Origin of the sequence: Polyangium spumosum (genome assembly GCF_009649845.1) — a bacterium.
Lineage (GTDB): Bacteria > Myxococcota_A > Polyangia > Polyangiales > Polyangiaceae > Polyangium > Polyangium spumosum.
This window is the reverse complement of record NZ_WJIE01000011.1, coordinates 17,873-33,022: the sequence shown is the minus strand read 5'-3', so window position 1 is coordinate 33,022 and position 15,150 is coordinate 17,873. Positions and strand designations below refer to the sequence as shown.

The 15,150-nt window shown below is 68.8% G+C and carries 13 protein-coding genes; 5 read left to right on the top strand and 8 right to left on the bottom strand.

Going from position 1 to position 15,150, the window contains the following annotated elements; genetic code table 11:
- The first annotated feature begins 1 nt into the window (after position 1).
- Positions 2–841, top strand: coding sequence for a hypothetical protein (locus tag GF068_RS30900; RefSeq protein WP_153823104.1), 840 nt, complete (start codon positions 2–4; stop codon positions 839–841).
- Here the strand turns inward: GF068_RS30900 and GF068_RS30895 are convergent.
- The 5 genes from GF068_RS30895 to GF068_RS30875 are packed head-to-tail and all read right to left on the bottom strand — an operon-like array spanning position 816 to position 7,421.
- The gene (locus tag GF068_RS30895; protein WP_153823103.1) at positions 816–2,438 is read right to left on the bottom strand and encodes a mechanosensitive ion channel domain-containing protein; all 1,623 of its coding nucleotides are present in this window, start codon (positions 2,436–2,438) and stop codon (positions 816–818) included. The genes GF068_RS30900 and GF068_RS30895 overlap by 26 nt on opposite strands.
- Before the next feature lie 49 nt (positions 2,439–2,487).
- On the bottom strand, positions 2,488–3,789 hold the full coding sequence (locus GF068_RS30890; RefSeq protein ID WP_153823102.1) for a hypothetical protein: 1,302 nt from the start codon (positions 3,787–3,789) through the stop codon (positions 2,488–2,490).
- Positions 3,789–4,703, bottom strand: coding sequence for a tetratricopeptide repeat protein (locus tag GF068_RS30885; RefSeq protein WP_153823101.1), 915 nt, complete (start codon positions 4,701–4,703; stop codon positions 3,789–3,791). Before GF068_RS30885 ends, GF068_RS30890 begins: the two co-directional genes overlap by 1 nt.
- Before the next feature lie 53 nt (positions 4,704–4,756).
- Positions 4,757–6,106: a serine/threonine-protein kinase gene (locus GF068_RS30880; protein WP_153823298.1), complete on the bottom strand. Its 1,350-nt coding sequence runs from the start codon at positions 6,104–6,106 to the stop codon at positions 4,757–4,759.
- 49 nt (positions 6,107–6,155) lie between these two features.
- Positions 6,156–7,421 carry a hypothetical protein gene (locus tag GF068_RS30875; protein ID WP_153823100.1) on the bottom strand — a complete coding sequence of 422 codons (1,266 nt, stop codon included), beginning with the start codon at positions 7,419–7,421 and terminating at the stop codon, positions 6,156–6,158.
- 143 nt (positions 7,422–7,564) lie between these two features.
- Between GF068_RS30875 and GF068_RS30870 the strand changes: the two genes are divergently transcribed.
- Positions 7,565–8,368, top strand: coding sequence for a leucine-rich repeat domain-containing protein (locus GF068_RS30870; protein WP_153823099.1), 804 nt, complete (start codon positions 7,565–7,567; stop codon positions 8,366–8,368).
- Positions 8,369–8,377: 9 nt separating this feature from the next.
- Here the strand turns inward: GF068_RS30870 and GF068_RS30865 are convergent, their stop codons facing one another.
- The 3 genes from GF068_RS30865 to GF068_RS30855 form a co-directional block, all read right to left on the bottom strand.
- Complete coding sequence (locus tag GF068_RS30865; RefSeq protein WP_153823098.1) at positions 8,378–9,265, bottom strand: mechanosensitive ion channel family protein; 888 nt, start codon at positions 9,263–9,265, stop codon at positions 8,378–8,380.
- 73 nt (positions 9,266–9,338) lie between these two features.
- Entirely contained in the window at positions 9,339–10,349 is a 1,011-nt protein-coding gene (locus GF068_RS30860) for a hypothetical protein (protein WP_153823097.1), read from the bottom strand.
- 452 nt (positions 10,350–10,801) lie between these two features.
- Entirely contained in the window at positions 10,802–11,482 is a 681-nt protein-coding gene (locus tag GF068_RS30855; RefSeq protein ID WP_153823096.1) for a hypothetical protein, read from the bottom strand.
- 291 nt (positions 11,483–11,773) lie between these two features.
- On the opposite strand from GF068_RS30855, the gene GF068_RS30850 reads away from it, so the two are divergent.
- From GF068_RS30850 to GF068_RS30840, 3 genes are all read left to right on the top strand, one after another.
- Positions 11,774–12,616, top strand: coding sequence for a hypothetical protein (locus tag GF068_RS30850; RefSeq protein WP_153823095.1), 843 nt, complete (start codon positions 11,774–11,776; stop codon positions 12,614–12,616).
- 66 nt (positions 12,617–12,682) lie between these two features.
- A complete protein-coding gene (locus tag GF068_RS30845; RefSeq protein WP_153823094.1) occupies positions 12,683–13,531 on the top strand; it encodes a hypothetical protein in 849 nt (282 codons plus the stop codon).
- 117 nt (positions 13,532–13,648) lie between these two features.
- Complete coding sequence (locus GF068_RS30840) at positions 13,649–15,028, top strand: MATE family efflux transporter (protein WP_170319767.1); 1,380 nt, start codon at positions 13,649–13,651, stop codon at positions 15,026–15,028.
- The last annotated feature ends 122 nt before the right edge of the window (positions 15,029–15,150 follow it).

Here is a 15,150-nt window from a genome sequence, read left to right as displayed (position 1 = left end):
CATGCGAGCGTTGTTGCGGGCATCGTGTCTGGCGGGGGCGCTCTTCGCGTCGGGGTGTGGCGGCGCGTTTCCGTTTTTCGGCGGCGAGCCCGAGGCGCCGGGCATCGAGGCGTTCGAGTTCGACGAATCGAAGGTCCCGGTCGGCGTCGCCTACCACTACGTCAAGTCGAACACGGACGGCTCGAAGCCGGAGCGCGTGTCGTTTTACGTGGCCGACCACGAGACGATCGAGTCCTTCAAGTTCCAGGGGCCGAGGCCCCAGAGCGCGAGCCACGTGCTGGCGACGATGGACTGGACGCGTTTCCTGGCGACGCGCCTCGAATCCCGGCAGATGACGCGCGGCGGGGCCGAGCGAGAGGTGGCGGTGGTCGAGTATACGCCCATGACGCGGACGCTCCGGGCCGAGATCAATGGATTCGCGCCGAATACCATCTCGATCGAGCACGCCCCCTTCCACGTGCACAGCTTCGATCTCGGGAGCCTGAACCTGTCCTTTCGTTACCTCAAGAACCCGCTCGGCTCGTTCAAGATCGGCATCGCGAACCCGACGTACGCCGAGACGGGGCCGATCTTCGTGTATCGCGGCGAGGTCACGGTCTCGTACGTGGGCGACGAGACGCGCGAGAACACGCCCTGCAACAAGTACGAGATCGACGGCCCTGGATTGAAGAACCGGGGCGGCTTCGTCTGGGTGGACCAGAAGGATTTCCACATCGTCGACATGGAATTGAGCCTGCCGAACCACCCCGAATGGGTGACCTACAAGCTGAAATTGCTCTCCAGGGAGACGATGAAGCCCGACGGCTGGCGCGCGTTCATGCGCGCGCAGCTCGAGAAGTAGGCAAGGCGCGCAGGCCCGCCCGCGCGAGGGGCACGCCGGCCGCGGAGAGCGCCTCGGCGAGGATCCCGACGAGCGCGCCCTGCGCCCCCGGGCCCGCGTGGTGCGTGGTGACCCGATAACAAACCCCCTCGGCGTCGAGCCGCACGAGCTCGACGAACGGCCGCGCCCCCACCGCGCCCGCCGCCTCGCGCAAGAGCTCACGCACGTCCTCGTCGAGGGCCGCCTCTTCGAGCGTGACCTCGACGGAGACCGGCGGCTCGGCGCCGAGCAGGCGCGTGGGCCGGACGAGCGAATACAGGTGCGGCACCCGGAGGATCCCGTCCTCGCCCTCGAGCTCGACCTCGAGGAGCGAAATGGCGCGGACCCGGCCCTCGCGCCCGCCGATCTCGGCATATTCACCGACCGACAAGCGCCGGCCATACACGACCACGATCCCCACGGCGGCGCTGGCCACGACCGGCGTGGTGGAGAGCGCGAGGGCCGCGATGACGGCCGTCCCGGCGCGCACGAGCGCCCCGTCGTCGTCGCCGAGCACGAGCGGCGCGGCGACGAGGAAAAAAGCGATGACCACGGCGGCGCGGACGAGGATGCTGGTCGGCGGGGCGAGGTCGGCCGGCAGCCAATCGAGGGTGGTCTGTCCCCGCGCGACCCCCTCGAAGAAGAGGCTGATGAAGCGGACGAGGACGATGAGGGCGATCGCGGCGATGACCGCGACGACGAGCAAGGGGAGCGAGCCGATGAGGCGCGCGAGCAGCGAATAAAGGGGCCCGAAGACGAACCCCGAGAGCCGCTCGGCATAGCCGCGCGTGGGCTCGAAGAGCGAGAGGCAGATGAGCACCCATCCATACGCGATGCCGAGCCGAAAGAGGACACGCGCGGCCTTGGTGGCGATGAGCAGCGCGGCGCGGAGCGACTCGGGGCGCACGACCTCGATGGATTGGAGGCGAATCGCGGGGATACGCTCGGGGTGCTGCTCCAGGAAGACGCGGGCCCGATCGGCGACCTGGCCGATCTTGCGGGCAAAAAAGAGGGCGACCATGCCCGAGAGGACGACGAGCGCGATGGAGAGCAAGGTGAGCAGGGCGGCGCTGCGCGATTGCTCCTTGGCGAGCGCGACGCGGACGCGGCCGGCGACGTCCTCGGCGAGGGTGGCGACGGTGGCGTCGCCGGCGGCGGCGGCGTCTTCGGGGCCGAGGATGACGATGGTTTTGTCCCCGACGACCACGAGGGCCTCGTCGCCGCGGCGCTCGACCCGCACGGGCGCCTCGTCCCCGCTCTCGGAGGCGGCGCGCAGGGCCATCGAGGCGGCGCGCGCGCGCTCCTCGGGAGACTCCCCCGCGCGGGAGGCGTGAAGCGAGAAGATACGCGCGTCGCGGAGGCGAACGGGGACGCCTTCGACGATGGGAGGGGCGGGCGCGGCGGCGGAGGCGGCGGCGGGCGCGGCGGCGGCGGCGGAGGCGGACGCGGAGGCGGCCGCGGGAGCAGCGGCGGCGTCCGGCGCGGGCGCCGAGGCGTCCGGCGCGGCGTCGGCGCCGAGCGGCAGCGCCAGGCACATCAGCGCGAGGAGGACGCCACGGAGCGGACGGAGCGGATGCACGGGCGAAGCTTCGGTCGGCGGCCCGGCAAGGTCAAGCGCGACGGCGCGATTACTGGCAGAGGCACGTCATGCGATTGCATTTCGCGCAGATGTCCCAAAACGTACCGCCGGTGAACGTCTTGGGATTCTCCCCGATGAAGCACGGCGTGTTCTGGAGCTCGAAGCACGCCGCCGTCTCGTCGTCGCAGCCGATGCAGTCGAACGCGCAGCACTTCGCGACCGGGGCGCCGCATCCGGAAGTGCCATTACACACCCACGTACCCTTGCACGGCGCGCAGGTCCCTCCGCAATCCACCTTCAGCTCGTTGCCATCCAGGACGCCGTTCTCGCACCGGCACGTCCCGCCGATGCACACGTCGAGCCCCTCGCAGCGGCCGCCCGGGTTCGTGTTGTCGAGCGCGGGCGCGCAGATGCCGTTCGGTTGCCCGGTCGTCGTATTGCCGCAGCCCATGCAGTCTTCCGCGCACGCGCTCTCGCAGCATATATTGTCGATGCAAAAGCCGGTCTTGCAATCTGCAGGCCCGGCGCACGCCGAGCCCACGGGTTGCGCACCATTCGAGACGCAGACCTCGGCCACGCAAGTGGTCCCCTCGCTGCACTCGCCGCACACCCCATCCGTGCACGCCCTGCACCCGGTCTCGCACGGCGTGCCGTTCGCGGCATTCTCGTGCTCCGTCGTGGTGCCCTTGCAGATGTCGGCGGTGCAGGGGTTCATGTCGTCGGCCGCGTCCATCGGATACGGGATCTGGTCGATCCCCCCCGCGCCGTCGCAGGCCTCGGCCATGCAATCACCCTTCACCGTGTCCGCGAGGATCGTACCGACCGGCTCGTACGCGCCGATGCAGATGCCCTCCGTGCACGACCACTTCAAGCAGAGGTTGTCGTCTCCGCATTCGCTCGGCATCGTGCAACCGGCGCAGAACCCGGCTCCGTCACACGCGAGCGCGCCGTCCTTGCCGCAGGGCGTGTCCTTCTCCTTGGGCACGACGAGCGGCGTTCCATCAAAACACTGGCCCACCGCGCACTCGTCCCCGGGCAAGGGGACCTCCAGCGGCGCAGGCTTCGACACCGCGAGCCCCTTCCCGTCACACGTCACGTCCTGGCAATCATCACGCGGCTGGCCGAGCGGCTTCTCCCCCGCGTCCTTGACCTCCACGTACGTGCACACGCCCTCCGTGCAGGCGCGTTTGCCGCAATCGGAGTCCACCCCCGGGCAATCCGCCGTCCTCTCGCACGAGTCCGGCGGCTTCTTGTCGAAGTTGTACCCGAGGACCACGCACCCGCCCGCGCCGAGGACAAACGAGAGGGCGAGGACCTGGCCGAGCGCCCGCGTCTTTTTCGTGGATCGCATCAAAAACTCCCGCGCACCCCCACGAAACCAGGCCCCACGACGAAAGAATGGCCGGTCTTCGGTTTCTCCGGGCCCTTCTTCGCCTCGAGCAGCAACAAGACCGCCCCCGTCCCCGCCCCCGCGATACCCACGCCCCACATGATCGCATTCGGCACGAGCATCGATTTGCCGAGCTCCGCCGCCTCGTGCCCGGCGGCCGTGTCGCATTTCACCCGCGGGCAGCCCTCCTCGACGCGGCCGTCCGCCGAGACGATGATCCCGCCCGTGATGATCGCCCCCACGAACCCGAGCGCGCCCACGCCGAGCGCCGCGAAGCCCGCGATACGCCGCGGCCCGAGGACGGCAGCCACGGGGCGCGTCGGCTCGACGATCACCTTGCCGGCGGTCACGAGCAGCTCCACCTGCTCGGCCTCGGCGACCTCGACGACGAACTTCTCCACCGTGTGCTTCGGCGCGAGCACGGCGATCGTGCGTGTGCCGGGGTTGACCGGCAACGCGACGCCGAGGCCCTCGACCTCCTTGCCGTCGATCGTGACGCGGCTGTCCCTGGGCAACGTGCCCTTCGGCTTGATCGTGAGGAACGGGATCCGCGGCTCGATCTCCGCGAGCTTCTGCTTCGAGGGCGCGAGGCGCGGGTCGCCGGGGTCGAGGACGACGATGCCCTCCTTGTAATACCGCAGCGCCGTGACGAGCCGCCCCTCGTGCTCCTCGCATTGCGCGAGGTTGAAGAGCGTGCCGGCCCGGCGCGCGAGCGCGAGGCTCTCCTCGAACTTGGGGCAAGCCGCGGCGTAATCGTTGTTCTCGACGGCGGCCCGCGCCTCCTTGAAGAGCTCCTCGGCCCGCCGCATGTCGTCTTCCATCTGATCGGCCGCGGCCGGACGCGCGAGCAAGACCGAACCAAGAGCCGCGCCCATCCCGAGAGCCCAAACGAGGCGCCTTCGAGACGTCGAGGGGGCGTTCTTCCGGGTCACCATTCGCTGAAGATATCCTTCGTCCCGCCTTGTTGCGGCTTCGTGGTCGTCGTCGGAGGTGCCGGGGTCGGCGCGACACGCGCCCCCGTCGTCGTCGCGGCCGGAGCCACACGCGCCGAAGGCGGAGGCGTCGGCTCGGCCGCGGCGGAGGCCACGACCGGCGCGGCCGACGCGGGCGGCGGGAGGGCCGGCGGCAACGTCGGTGACGGCGCAGGCTCGGGCGCGGCGGCGTGCCTCGTCTCCACCGGCGTGGGCGCCGCCGCGCGGACGCGGACGAAAACAACCACGGCCCCGCCGAGCGCGAGGGCCAAGGCGAGCGAGAGGCCCACGACGAGGGGCTTGCGTGAAGGAAACGCGGCCGACGAGGCGTCCCGCGAGAGCGGCGAACCCGTGCGCTCCAGCGGGCCGGGAGGGCCCTCGCCGGGGCCGATCACGAGCGGCGGCGCCGGCGGCAAACGTTGCATCGCGGCGCGCAAGGCGCGCTGCATCACGCGCGCGTCGGGCCAGCGATCCTGGCGACGGAAGGCGAGCGCGCGATCGACGACCTCGCAAAACTCGGGCGGCAGGCCGGGCACGATCGAGGCGATCGGCGGCGCTTGCCGCGTCATCGCCAGGAGCAGCACCTTGTTCACCGTCTCGGCCTCGTGCACGAGCTTGCCGGAGAGCGCGTGAAACATCACCGCGCCGAGCGCCCACAGATCGGTGCGCGCGTCGATCTCGGCCGTGTGCCCGAGCGCCTGCTCCGGCGGCATGAAGGCCGGCGTGCCCATGACGCTGCCGACCTCCGTCGCGCGCCCCACGCCTCCGACGTTTGTCGTCTCGCGCAGACGCGCGATGCCGAAGTCGAGGATCTTCACCGCGCCCGACCGCGTCAGGAACACGTTCTCGGGCTTCAGATCCCGATGCACGACGCCCTTGTCGTGGGCGGCGGCGAGGACGTCGAGCAGCCGCTCGGCGACAAACGCGACCTCGGCGGGGTGCAAGCGACCGCCGGGAAACGAGCGCACCCGCTCGTCGAGGTTCTGCCCCTCGAGCAGCTCCATCACGAGGAAAACCGTGCCGTCTTCGGCCGCGTCGTCGTCGAGCACGGCGACCGCGCCGGGGTGCTCGATGCGGTTCGCGACGTAACCCTCGCGCAGGAAGCGGCGGCGCGCCTCCTCGTCGGTCGCGTACTCGGGCCGCAAGAGCTTCACCGCGCCGCGCTTGCCGTTCCGGTGCGTCGCCGCGTAGACGCAGGCCGTGCCGCCGACGCCGAGCAGGCCGTCGAGCCGCCACTTGCCACGCAAGACCTGCCCCACGCGCGCCCGGGCTCGTTGCAAGACGTCGGCGGCGGCCACGTGGTCCATCAAGCCGATCGAACCGCCTCGGACGGGGGCTGTCAAGGCGAGTGCCGGATCACCGCTTCTTTTGCTTCGCGAGGCCCTCGAGGATCTGCAGGAACCGCTGGCACTTCTTGCCGTTCTCGAGGCCGTACTCCGCGCGACCCTTGCAGAGCTTCTCGGCGCGCACCATCGCCGCCGCGTCGCCCTTGATCGCGCGCGTCGCGACCTCCTCGGCGTCGGGCGCGATGCCCTCCTTGTAGGCCGTCTCCTTCTCGAGCTCCTTCGAGGCGAGCGCCTTCTTCAGGTCGTCGGAGATCGCCGGCACGTCCGCCCACGCGGCCACGGAGCGCGCCGCCCCGCGCGCATACGCGAGCCAGATGCGGCCCTTCGCCTTCGTGTCCCCGCACGGCATCTCGGCCTCTTTGGCCAAAAGATCCGCGGCCACGAGCTTGGCCTCCGCGGCGCGCTCGAGCTTCTCGGCGGCGGCCTTCGCCGTCGCCTTGTCCTCCGCGGCGAGCTTGCCCGACTCGACCGCCTTCGCGAGCGCGTCGCACGACGCCTCGTACCGCTCGCGGGCCCGCCGCTCCTCGCACGCCTTCTTTTTCTCGTCGATACGCGCGAAATGCGCAGGCAGCGCGTGCCGCTTCTCGTCCTCGTCGAGGTCCGTGATCGAGCACGGATCGACCGCGGCCGTGATCTTCGCGTCGAGCTTCTCGCGGGCCGTGGTGATGCGGCGCTCGCGGATCACGAACGCGCCCGCGACCGAGCAGACGGCGAAGATCAGGAACACGAGCGAGACGCGGAAGAGCTGCCGGCGCTGCAGGTGCCGGTGGACGAGCTTGCTCCGATCGATGAGCTCACCGGCCTTCTCCATGGCCTCTTCCCAGGCCTCGAGCTCGGCGGCGAGCACCTTCAGCGGGCCCACGAGCGCGCGCTCGCGCGAGAAACGACGCGCGACGTTGGTGAGCGTCTGCGCGGCGCTCTTGCGCTTGGGATCGACCTCCATCGTGGCCCCCGCGAGGCCCGTGAGCAGCCCGCCGACGGACGCGGCGTATTGCTCGAAGACGCTCAGCGCCTCGATACGCGCGCGCTCGAGCTGCTGGAGCTGGCCCATGTACCCGGACCACGGCAGGATCGCCTCGACGTCGCGGGGCTTCAGGCCGAGCCGCCTGGCCGTCGCGGCGACGGCGGCGTTCAGCGCCGCGAGCAGCTTGTCGTGCGCCACCTCCGCGAGGCCCTGCGTGACGCGCACCTCGCGAAAATGCTCGAACGCCCGGTACGTCGGGGCGAGCGCCCCCTCGCTGAGCGTGCTGCCGAAGTCGAGTCGTGCGGCCGTCAAGTGCTCCCTCGCCCTTTCGCGGGAGACCGGATGCTACGAAGGATCGCGACGCGACGCAACGCGCGCGTTCGTCCGGAGAGGCGCCCCTCTCGCCAGGATCTACCCCTCCCCTCCAGCGCGAGGGCCTTGTACCATCCGCGTCGATGCTGCCCCGAACGATCGCCCCCCTCGCGGGTCTCGCCCTCTCGATCGCCGTCACGTCGCTCCTCGGATGTGACGAAAAGAAGCCCGACGCCGCGGCGCCTTCGCCGAGCGCCGCGCCGACGACGAGCAACCTGGCCGTCCTCATGCCCGCGCCCACGCCGAGCGCCGCAGCGCCCGCGCCGCCGCCGAAGAAGAAAGACGTCGTTTGCTCGAAGGACGCGACCATCACGTTCACGGATCCCAAGTTCGAGGCGATCGTGCGCGTGCAGGCGCAGAAGCCCGAGGGGACGATCACGAAGGCGGACCTCGGCAAAGTGAAGACGCTGAGCCTCACCGAGGTGAAGCTCGACGAGATCGACCCCTGCCTCTTCCCGCTCTTCACGTCGGTGAAGGGCCTCTACCTGCCCCCCGGCAAGATCGAGGATCTGAGCCCGCTGAAGACGCTCACGACGATCGAGTCGCTGCGCATCGCGGCCACGCAGATCAAGGACCTCGCGCCGCTCTCGGGCCTCGTGAAGCTCGACCGGCTCGACATCGGCCGCACGCCCGTCAAGGACCTCGCGCCGCTCGCGACGCTCGTGAACCTGACGGAGCTCCAGATCGACGAGACCGAGGTGACGGATCTGACGCCGCTCTCCAAGCTGAAGAAGCTCGAGATGCTGCAGATGAAGCGCACGCGTATCGCCGATCTCTCGCCGCTGAAGGAGCTCAAGGGCCTGAAGAACCTGCACATCGCCGGCTCGGCCGTGAGCGGTCAGGCGGTGATCCTGGGGATCCCCGGCCTCAAGGTGCACGACGAGTGAGCCTCACCTTCAATTGACCTTGACGACCGGCGCGCCGAGCGCCGCGCGCGCCGCGGCGGTCTCTGCGTGGATACGGATCTCGCGCTGCGGGAGGGGCACGTCGATGCCCCGCTCGCGATACGCCTCGAAGATCGACCGATACAGGCCGAGCAGCGCCTGCTCGTAATCGGCGACGGGCACCCAGGGCCGGACGGAGACCACGAGCGCGCCCTCGCCCACCTTGCGAATCCCGACGAGCGGCGCCGGTTCCTTCAAGACACGCGCATCCTCGAGGACCGTCTCCGTCGCGACGTCGATCGCCTTGCCGATATCGGAGGCATACGCAATGCCGATCTCGAGGTCGAGCTGGCGCTTCGTGCCATAGTTGTGCAGGATCTCGCCCACGATCTGGCGGTTCGGGATGACGATCCGGGATTGATCGGTCGTGTGCCGCAGGGTGGTCGAAAAGAGCGTGATGTCGACGACCTCGCCGTGCACCTTCAGGACGTCGATGTATTCGCCGACCTTGAAGGGCCGGATGAAGAAGATCGTCATGCCCGCGATGAGGTTCGAGAGCACGCCCTGCATGGCGAAGCCGATGCCGACGCCCGCGACGCCGAGGCCGGCGATGAGCGAGGCGACGGGGACGCCGATCTTCTCGGCCGCGATGACGACCGTGGCGCCGATGACGACGAGCCGGAGCAGGCGCACGAAGAGGGTGCGGAGCGCGACGTCGATCGAGGTCCTCCTCTCGAGCCAGCCATCGAGGGCGCGCGTCGCATACCCCGCGATTTTGAGCCCGATGACGACAATGATGGACGCGCCGAGGATCTGCAGCCCGTAACGGACGGCGAATTCGACGAGCGTGATCTTCAGGCTCGTGAGGCCTGCCCCCACCTGATTCATCGCATCCTGCATGAGGGCGATGGTCGCACCGAGGAGGCGGGAGGGTCAAGCCGCCGCGCGGCCTCGGACGTGTGGGCCTGATTCTTCAGGGATAAATCGCCTCGTCCCAGTTCCCGGTCCCCTCGGTGAGGATCTTGGCCTCTTTGATCTCCAAGATCCCGAGGACGGTGAGGGGATGGACAAACGTCTTGCCGGGCCAATCCTCCGGGCTCACGTCCTTGTCTTCGAGCCCTTGGCTTTTGTAGGACGTCCGCAAGGGGAGGTCGCTCTGGACGCGGTAATGGTTTTCGCAATACTCGAGCCCCCTCCCGGCGCTCAGCCCGCACACCAGCATCTCCTCGCGCATTCCGACGACCTGGTAAGGCATCTCGTAGTATTCCGGGGAGGCGCCGATCTGGAAATAATAAGCGTGGCAGAACTCGTGAAAGAGGACCTCCTCGAATCCGCAGGTCTCCTTCGGGAAATCGTCGTGCCCGGTGATCCCGTCGGGCGTCACCTTCACGCTGGAGGGGATCGCCTTGAAGCCGATCATTTTCCCCTTTCCGATGGTCAACGACGCGCCCTTGTCCGTCGGCCGGTTGGGGAAGACGATCTTCGGGGTGCGTGCCCATCTGTCTTTTCCGGGGTCCCAGTTCCCGTCCAGTTTGCGCCCATAAAAACTCTTCGTCTCCAGGAGCTGCGTGTCCGCCATCGGCTCGATGAGGAGCGTGATGTTTTCGTAGAGCTTCTCCGCGGGCCTACGGAACCCCCTCTTCGGGTGGAACTCGCGGATGAGCTGGTCGCCGATGGGCACCTTGCGGATTCGTTCGAGCGTGTCGTGGATGAAGAGGGGGAACGACACGTCGTCGTTCGGGACCTCGACGCCGATCCCCGGGGCCACGACGTGCACGACGGCCCTCACGGGCTTCCTTTTCCCCTCCCACACCTGCTCCCGCCGCTCGAATTTCGCGCCCTTCTCGCTGTCCACCTCCACATCCACGTCCACGGCTTGTGATCTCTGGACGAGGGCACCCAGCGGCCTCTTCGGCTGCACCACCGTCGCCGGATGTGGCGGGCGCGCCGCGACGACACCAAACGGCAGCTTCGGCTGCACCACCGTCGCCGGATGCGGCGGGCGCGCCGCGGACCCTACGCCAGAACGAGCTCGATGCGACATGTTGCTGCCGCATGTTCGAGCCGCAGCGCCCTCAGCGCCAGTTTTCGGCGGGTGTCGCCGTGAGCGACCCCACGCCCAGACCGTGCAGCGCGTCCGCACGACGGGAAACGGGCTCTCCACGCCCGCGGCACCCCACCCGCGCGCCGGGAAATCGCCTCGCCCGATCCGTGGAAAGGCACTTGCTCGCCGCGCAAACGCCTCTCCACGGCCTCGGCGGTGCGTTGCCTCACGCGCAAACGCCCTTCCGGGGACGTGGAGAGGCATTTGCTCGCGACGCAAACGGCCCTCCGGCCTCGTGGAAGCGTGTCCGCGCGCCGCGCGGGCGCGATTCCTGGATGTGGAGAGCTTGATTCTCGAAAGGAGGAGGCGCCCCCTGCGTCCTCTCCTCTCGATTACGCTTCGGCGCCGTCCTTCGGGGCCGCTTCTTCGTCCGTATCCGCCGCGCCGGGCGCGGTCGCGCTGGGCCGGAAGAACGAATCCGCCGCCTTCTTATCGCCGAGGAGCTGGAGCAGCTTCGCGTGCACGTCGAGGCGCTGCTTGTCGATGTGGAGCTTCGTCTGTCGCACCTTCGACCGCGCGAGCGCGAGGGATACCTCGGCCTCGTCGACCTTCTCGTCGGCCTTCTCGAGGGCCGCGATATCCTCGTCGAGCCCCACGGCATACGGGGCGCGGAGCGGGTGATCGACGGGCAAATCGCCGAGCTCCTTGGCGATCCGCTTGTTCTCCTGGAGCTGGCGATCCAGGGCCATCTTCGTCACCTGGGTCGGATTCGCCGTGGGAAAGAGCCGCCCATACACGGCCTTGTCCGTCGCGCGCGCCACGCCGCCGATCGCGAGGGTCTTCGCGTCGACCTTCCGATCCCGCCTCGACCGGAGCGCGAATGCGACGACGAGCATGTTCTCGGCCTCCTCGAATGCGGCACGCTCGGTCTGGAGGTGATGGAAGAGATCGAGCACGAGGGGAGCGAGGGACTTGATTTCGAGGTTCTCCTCCTCGGCATTGAGGCTGGCGAAGAGATAGATGAGATCCCAGCGGAACGCGGCGAGCGTCGATTTCGGTCCGAGGAAACGCATGTCGGGGACGGTACAGGGGGAGCGAACGAGAGTGCAAGAGAAATCGCGCGGGAGCGGAGGCGGGAGCGGTGAGCCCCCTGGCGGGTTTTCCGTTGCTGCCCCGTCGATGAGCGTGCGATTCGGTACATGATGCAAGCGAGGGCGAGACGCCGCTCGGTCATGCTGGGCGTGCTGGTGTGGGGCTTGGGTGGGGCTTGGATGGCGGGGGCGTGTGGTTCGAAGGAGCCTGGGTCTCTCTCATCGTGCCCGACTCCAGCCGACATCCCGACCGAGACGAAGGCCGAATGCTCGATGTCCATCGAAGATGCGTGCATGCGCTACCGCATCCAGCTCATGGGCAATCCGAGCATGGACCTCGCGCTGCGCGAGCAGTACATCGCCGCGTTCGGCGACGCTTGTTACCTGTCCGAGGGCGGCGCGTTCAACTGCTTCTACGAGACCCCGCAAGAAGCGTGCGACGCTGGCGTGCTGGTCCCAGAGGTCTTCGGAGCGGCGGCCTACGACAAGAACTACCCGGCGTGCAAGCCCATCCCCGGCACGGAGAACTACTTTCGCCAGGTCGGGCCGGACCCCGCGATTCACATCGTCATCTACTACGAGCCCGCGCCGAGGCAGACGCCGCTCGTCGAGGTCGACGGTGTGCCGACGGAGGTGAGTGGGCCGTACCGGAATTTGCCGGAGCTGAAAGACCTCTGGCCCGGAAATAACTTCTACTGCAACAGCGGCATGGTCGGCGAGAACGGCGACGGCCTCAGGCAGAGGGAGTGGATCCTCCAGGTCAACCGCGACGCGCACAAGGGCGACGCGGGCGTGGGCGAGATCCACTCCGATCTCGCGGGCTTCAAGTGGACTTTCACGGTGATGAACGAGAACTGTGAGAAAGTGACTGTAGAGTACGAGGAGCCGCTCGTCCTCCACGATCCGAAGAATAGGAAGCCGCCCTTCCACCCCGACTTGGTCGCGGAGGTGCACCACGTCGTGCCGATGACCGACAAGCGCAATTGCCCGTGGGGCACGAACTCGAACAAGAACGCTGCGGTAATTTCGCGGGGGCTCAACAGGTGGCTTTCAAATAAAAACCCGCCGGAGGAGGAGGTGAAGCGGCTCAACGCCGCGCCGGTATACACGCCCTGACGCGGCAGCCGGACGCATGCAGCGAGCACGTTGACGCCAAGATTCACGTGGCCTAGTCGAGATCTCATGGTCGTACGGAACCATCCCCGCGGACGCCTGGTCTTCGACCGAGATGCCATCGTGCGCGCCGCGCTGCGCGCCTACGTGGAAGCCGTCCTCAAAAAGTTCGCGAATCGCCCGGCGTACCCGGTCTGCTCGGACTCGGACTGGACGGGCGACATCCAGCGGGGCACCTTCTTCGACGACGACGGGTGCGGAGCCTACGCCGTTCTAGCGTGGACCGAGGCGGGCGTCGTTGGTCTCGCGTACGAGCTCGGGTTCGGTCCGATCGAGCAGCTCGGCCTGTCGGTCGACGCGGTGACCGGTGGGCCAGACGATGTGCGCGGGGCCGTGCCAGGGCTTCCCGCCGAGCTGGAGCCGGCATTCGTGAGGGCCGTCGGCATGCTCGGCGTGGGACCCGAGCATGGGCAGAGGGATGCAGGCGTCGGCTTCTGGCTCTACGGCGATCGCGTCGGGGGCACGCTCTTCGACAAGCCGACGGCCGCTGGCGTCCGCCGACTGGTCCCGTGGGGCCAGCTCCAAAACGGTCAACTGCCGCTCTGGTGGAATCGGGACTTCGCCGCGTTTCGGGAGGAGCGCGTCCGAAACAGAGACGCACCCATTCACGCGATCATCGACGCGGTCGTCGATCGGCGGATGCAGGGTCCCACGGAGTTCACGCCCGACGAAATCGCGACGCTGTTTCCCAAGCCGCTCGGCCCAGGGGACCTGCTCTTCGCTCAACGGCGCCTTCAGGAGGCGGGCATCACCTGGCCCGGCTCGCCCGAGCTTCCCCCCGAGCCGCCGCCGCGGGAGCCACGTATCAACCCCTTCACGGGCAAACCCATGCCGAAACCGACCCGGCCCGACAAGTGACGGGCGAGCGCCAGGCGAGGCGCGTGATGCATGTCGGTTTCTTGCACCAAAGTACATCACGAGGCGAGCGACCCACGGGCGCGGCTGCGCTTCCGATGTCAAACCTCGCCCCCTCTCATGGCAACCGCCTCCCACGCGCCCTCCCTCCGGCGGCTCCTCGATCTCGCCTGGCCGATCATCGTCTCGCGCTCGGCGCAGACCGTGGTCAGCGTGGCCGACGCCGCCATGGTCGCGCACCTCGGCGAGGAGGGCCTCGCCGCCACGACCACGGGCGCGCTCAACTTGATGGCCTTCTTCATCCTGCCGATGGGCGTGGTCTTCATCGTGTCGAGCTTCGCCTCGCAGCTCTACGGCCGCGGTGATCACGCAGGCGCGCGACGGTACGGGTTTTACGGCCTCGCGGTCGCGGCGATGGCGCAGGTCCTCTACCTCGTGGCGGCCCTCTTCGCGCCGCGCGCCGTCGCCGCGATCGGCTACTCGCCGGCCGTGGCGGCGCTCATGTCGCAGTACATCGTCTGCCGCCTCTTCACGGGCGGCGCGGCGATCGGGCTCGAGGCGCTCGGCAATTATTACGGCGGGCTCGGCAACACGCGCCTGCCCATGGCCGCGCAGGTCTTCTGCATGGCGCTCAACATCGCGCTCAACTGGGTGCTCATCTTCGGGCACCTCGGCGCGCCCGCGCTCGGCGTGTACGGCGCGGCGCTCGCGAGCGCGCTCTCGACGTTGATCGCGTTCCTCGTGCTCCTCGGGTGTTTCCTCGCCGGCTACGGCGAGCACACGAGCGCGCGCAAGAGCAAGGCGAAGCTGCGCCTCGCCGAGCTCGGGCGCATGCTGCGGTTCGGCTTTCCTTCGGGGCTCAACTGGTTCGTCGAGTTCGCCGCGTTCTCCTTGTTCATCAACCTCGTGATCAACGGGCTCGGCACGACGACGCTCGCCGCGTTCATGGCCGCGATGCAGGTGAACCAGGTCGCGTTCATGCCGGCGTTTGGCCTGACGAGCGCCGGGGCGATCCTCGTGGGGCAATCGATCGGCGCGAAGGCGCTCGACGAGGTGCCGAAGACGGTGAAGCTCACGGCCTTCGTGACGTGCGGCTGGATGGGCTTCGTGGGCCTCGTCTACCTCGCGTTCGCGCGGCTCTGCATGTTGCCCTTCGCGCCGCCGGGCGCCGAGCGCGAGGCCTTCCTCGACATCGCGGCCCAGATCCTCACGCTCTCGATCACGTGGCAGCTCTTCGACGCGACCGTGATGACCATCGCCGAGGCCCTGCGCGCCGCGGGCGACACGGCCTTCACCGCCTGGGTCCGCGGGATCGCCGCGTGGTTCGTCTTCGTGCCGGGCTCGTACGTCTCGGTGCGGGTGCTCGGCGGCGGGATCGGCTGGGTCGTCTTCTGGTTGACCGGGTACATCGCCTTGATGGCCTTCGTGCTCCTCCTGCGGTTCCGCGGCGGCGCGTGGCGCAAGCTCGATCTCGCGGGCGCGGAGATGCCGCCCGTCTGAAGACCGTGCACGAGTGAAAGGGGCGCGCCCGCGCGCGTCGCAGACTCGAAAGGCGCGCGCCGTCTTCGCCCGCAACTGTGCGTGCCCGGCGCTCGCACGATTTTCGCTTCCCCCGCGCGCGT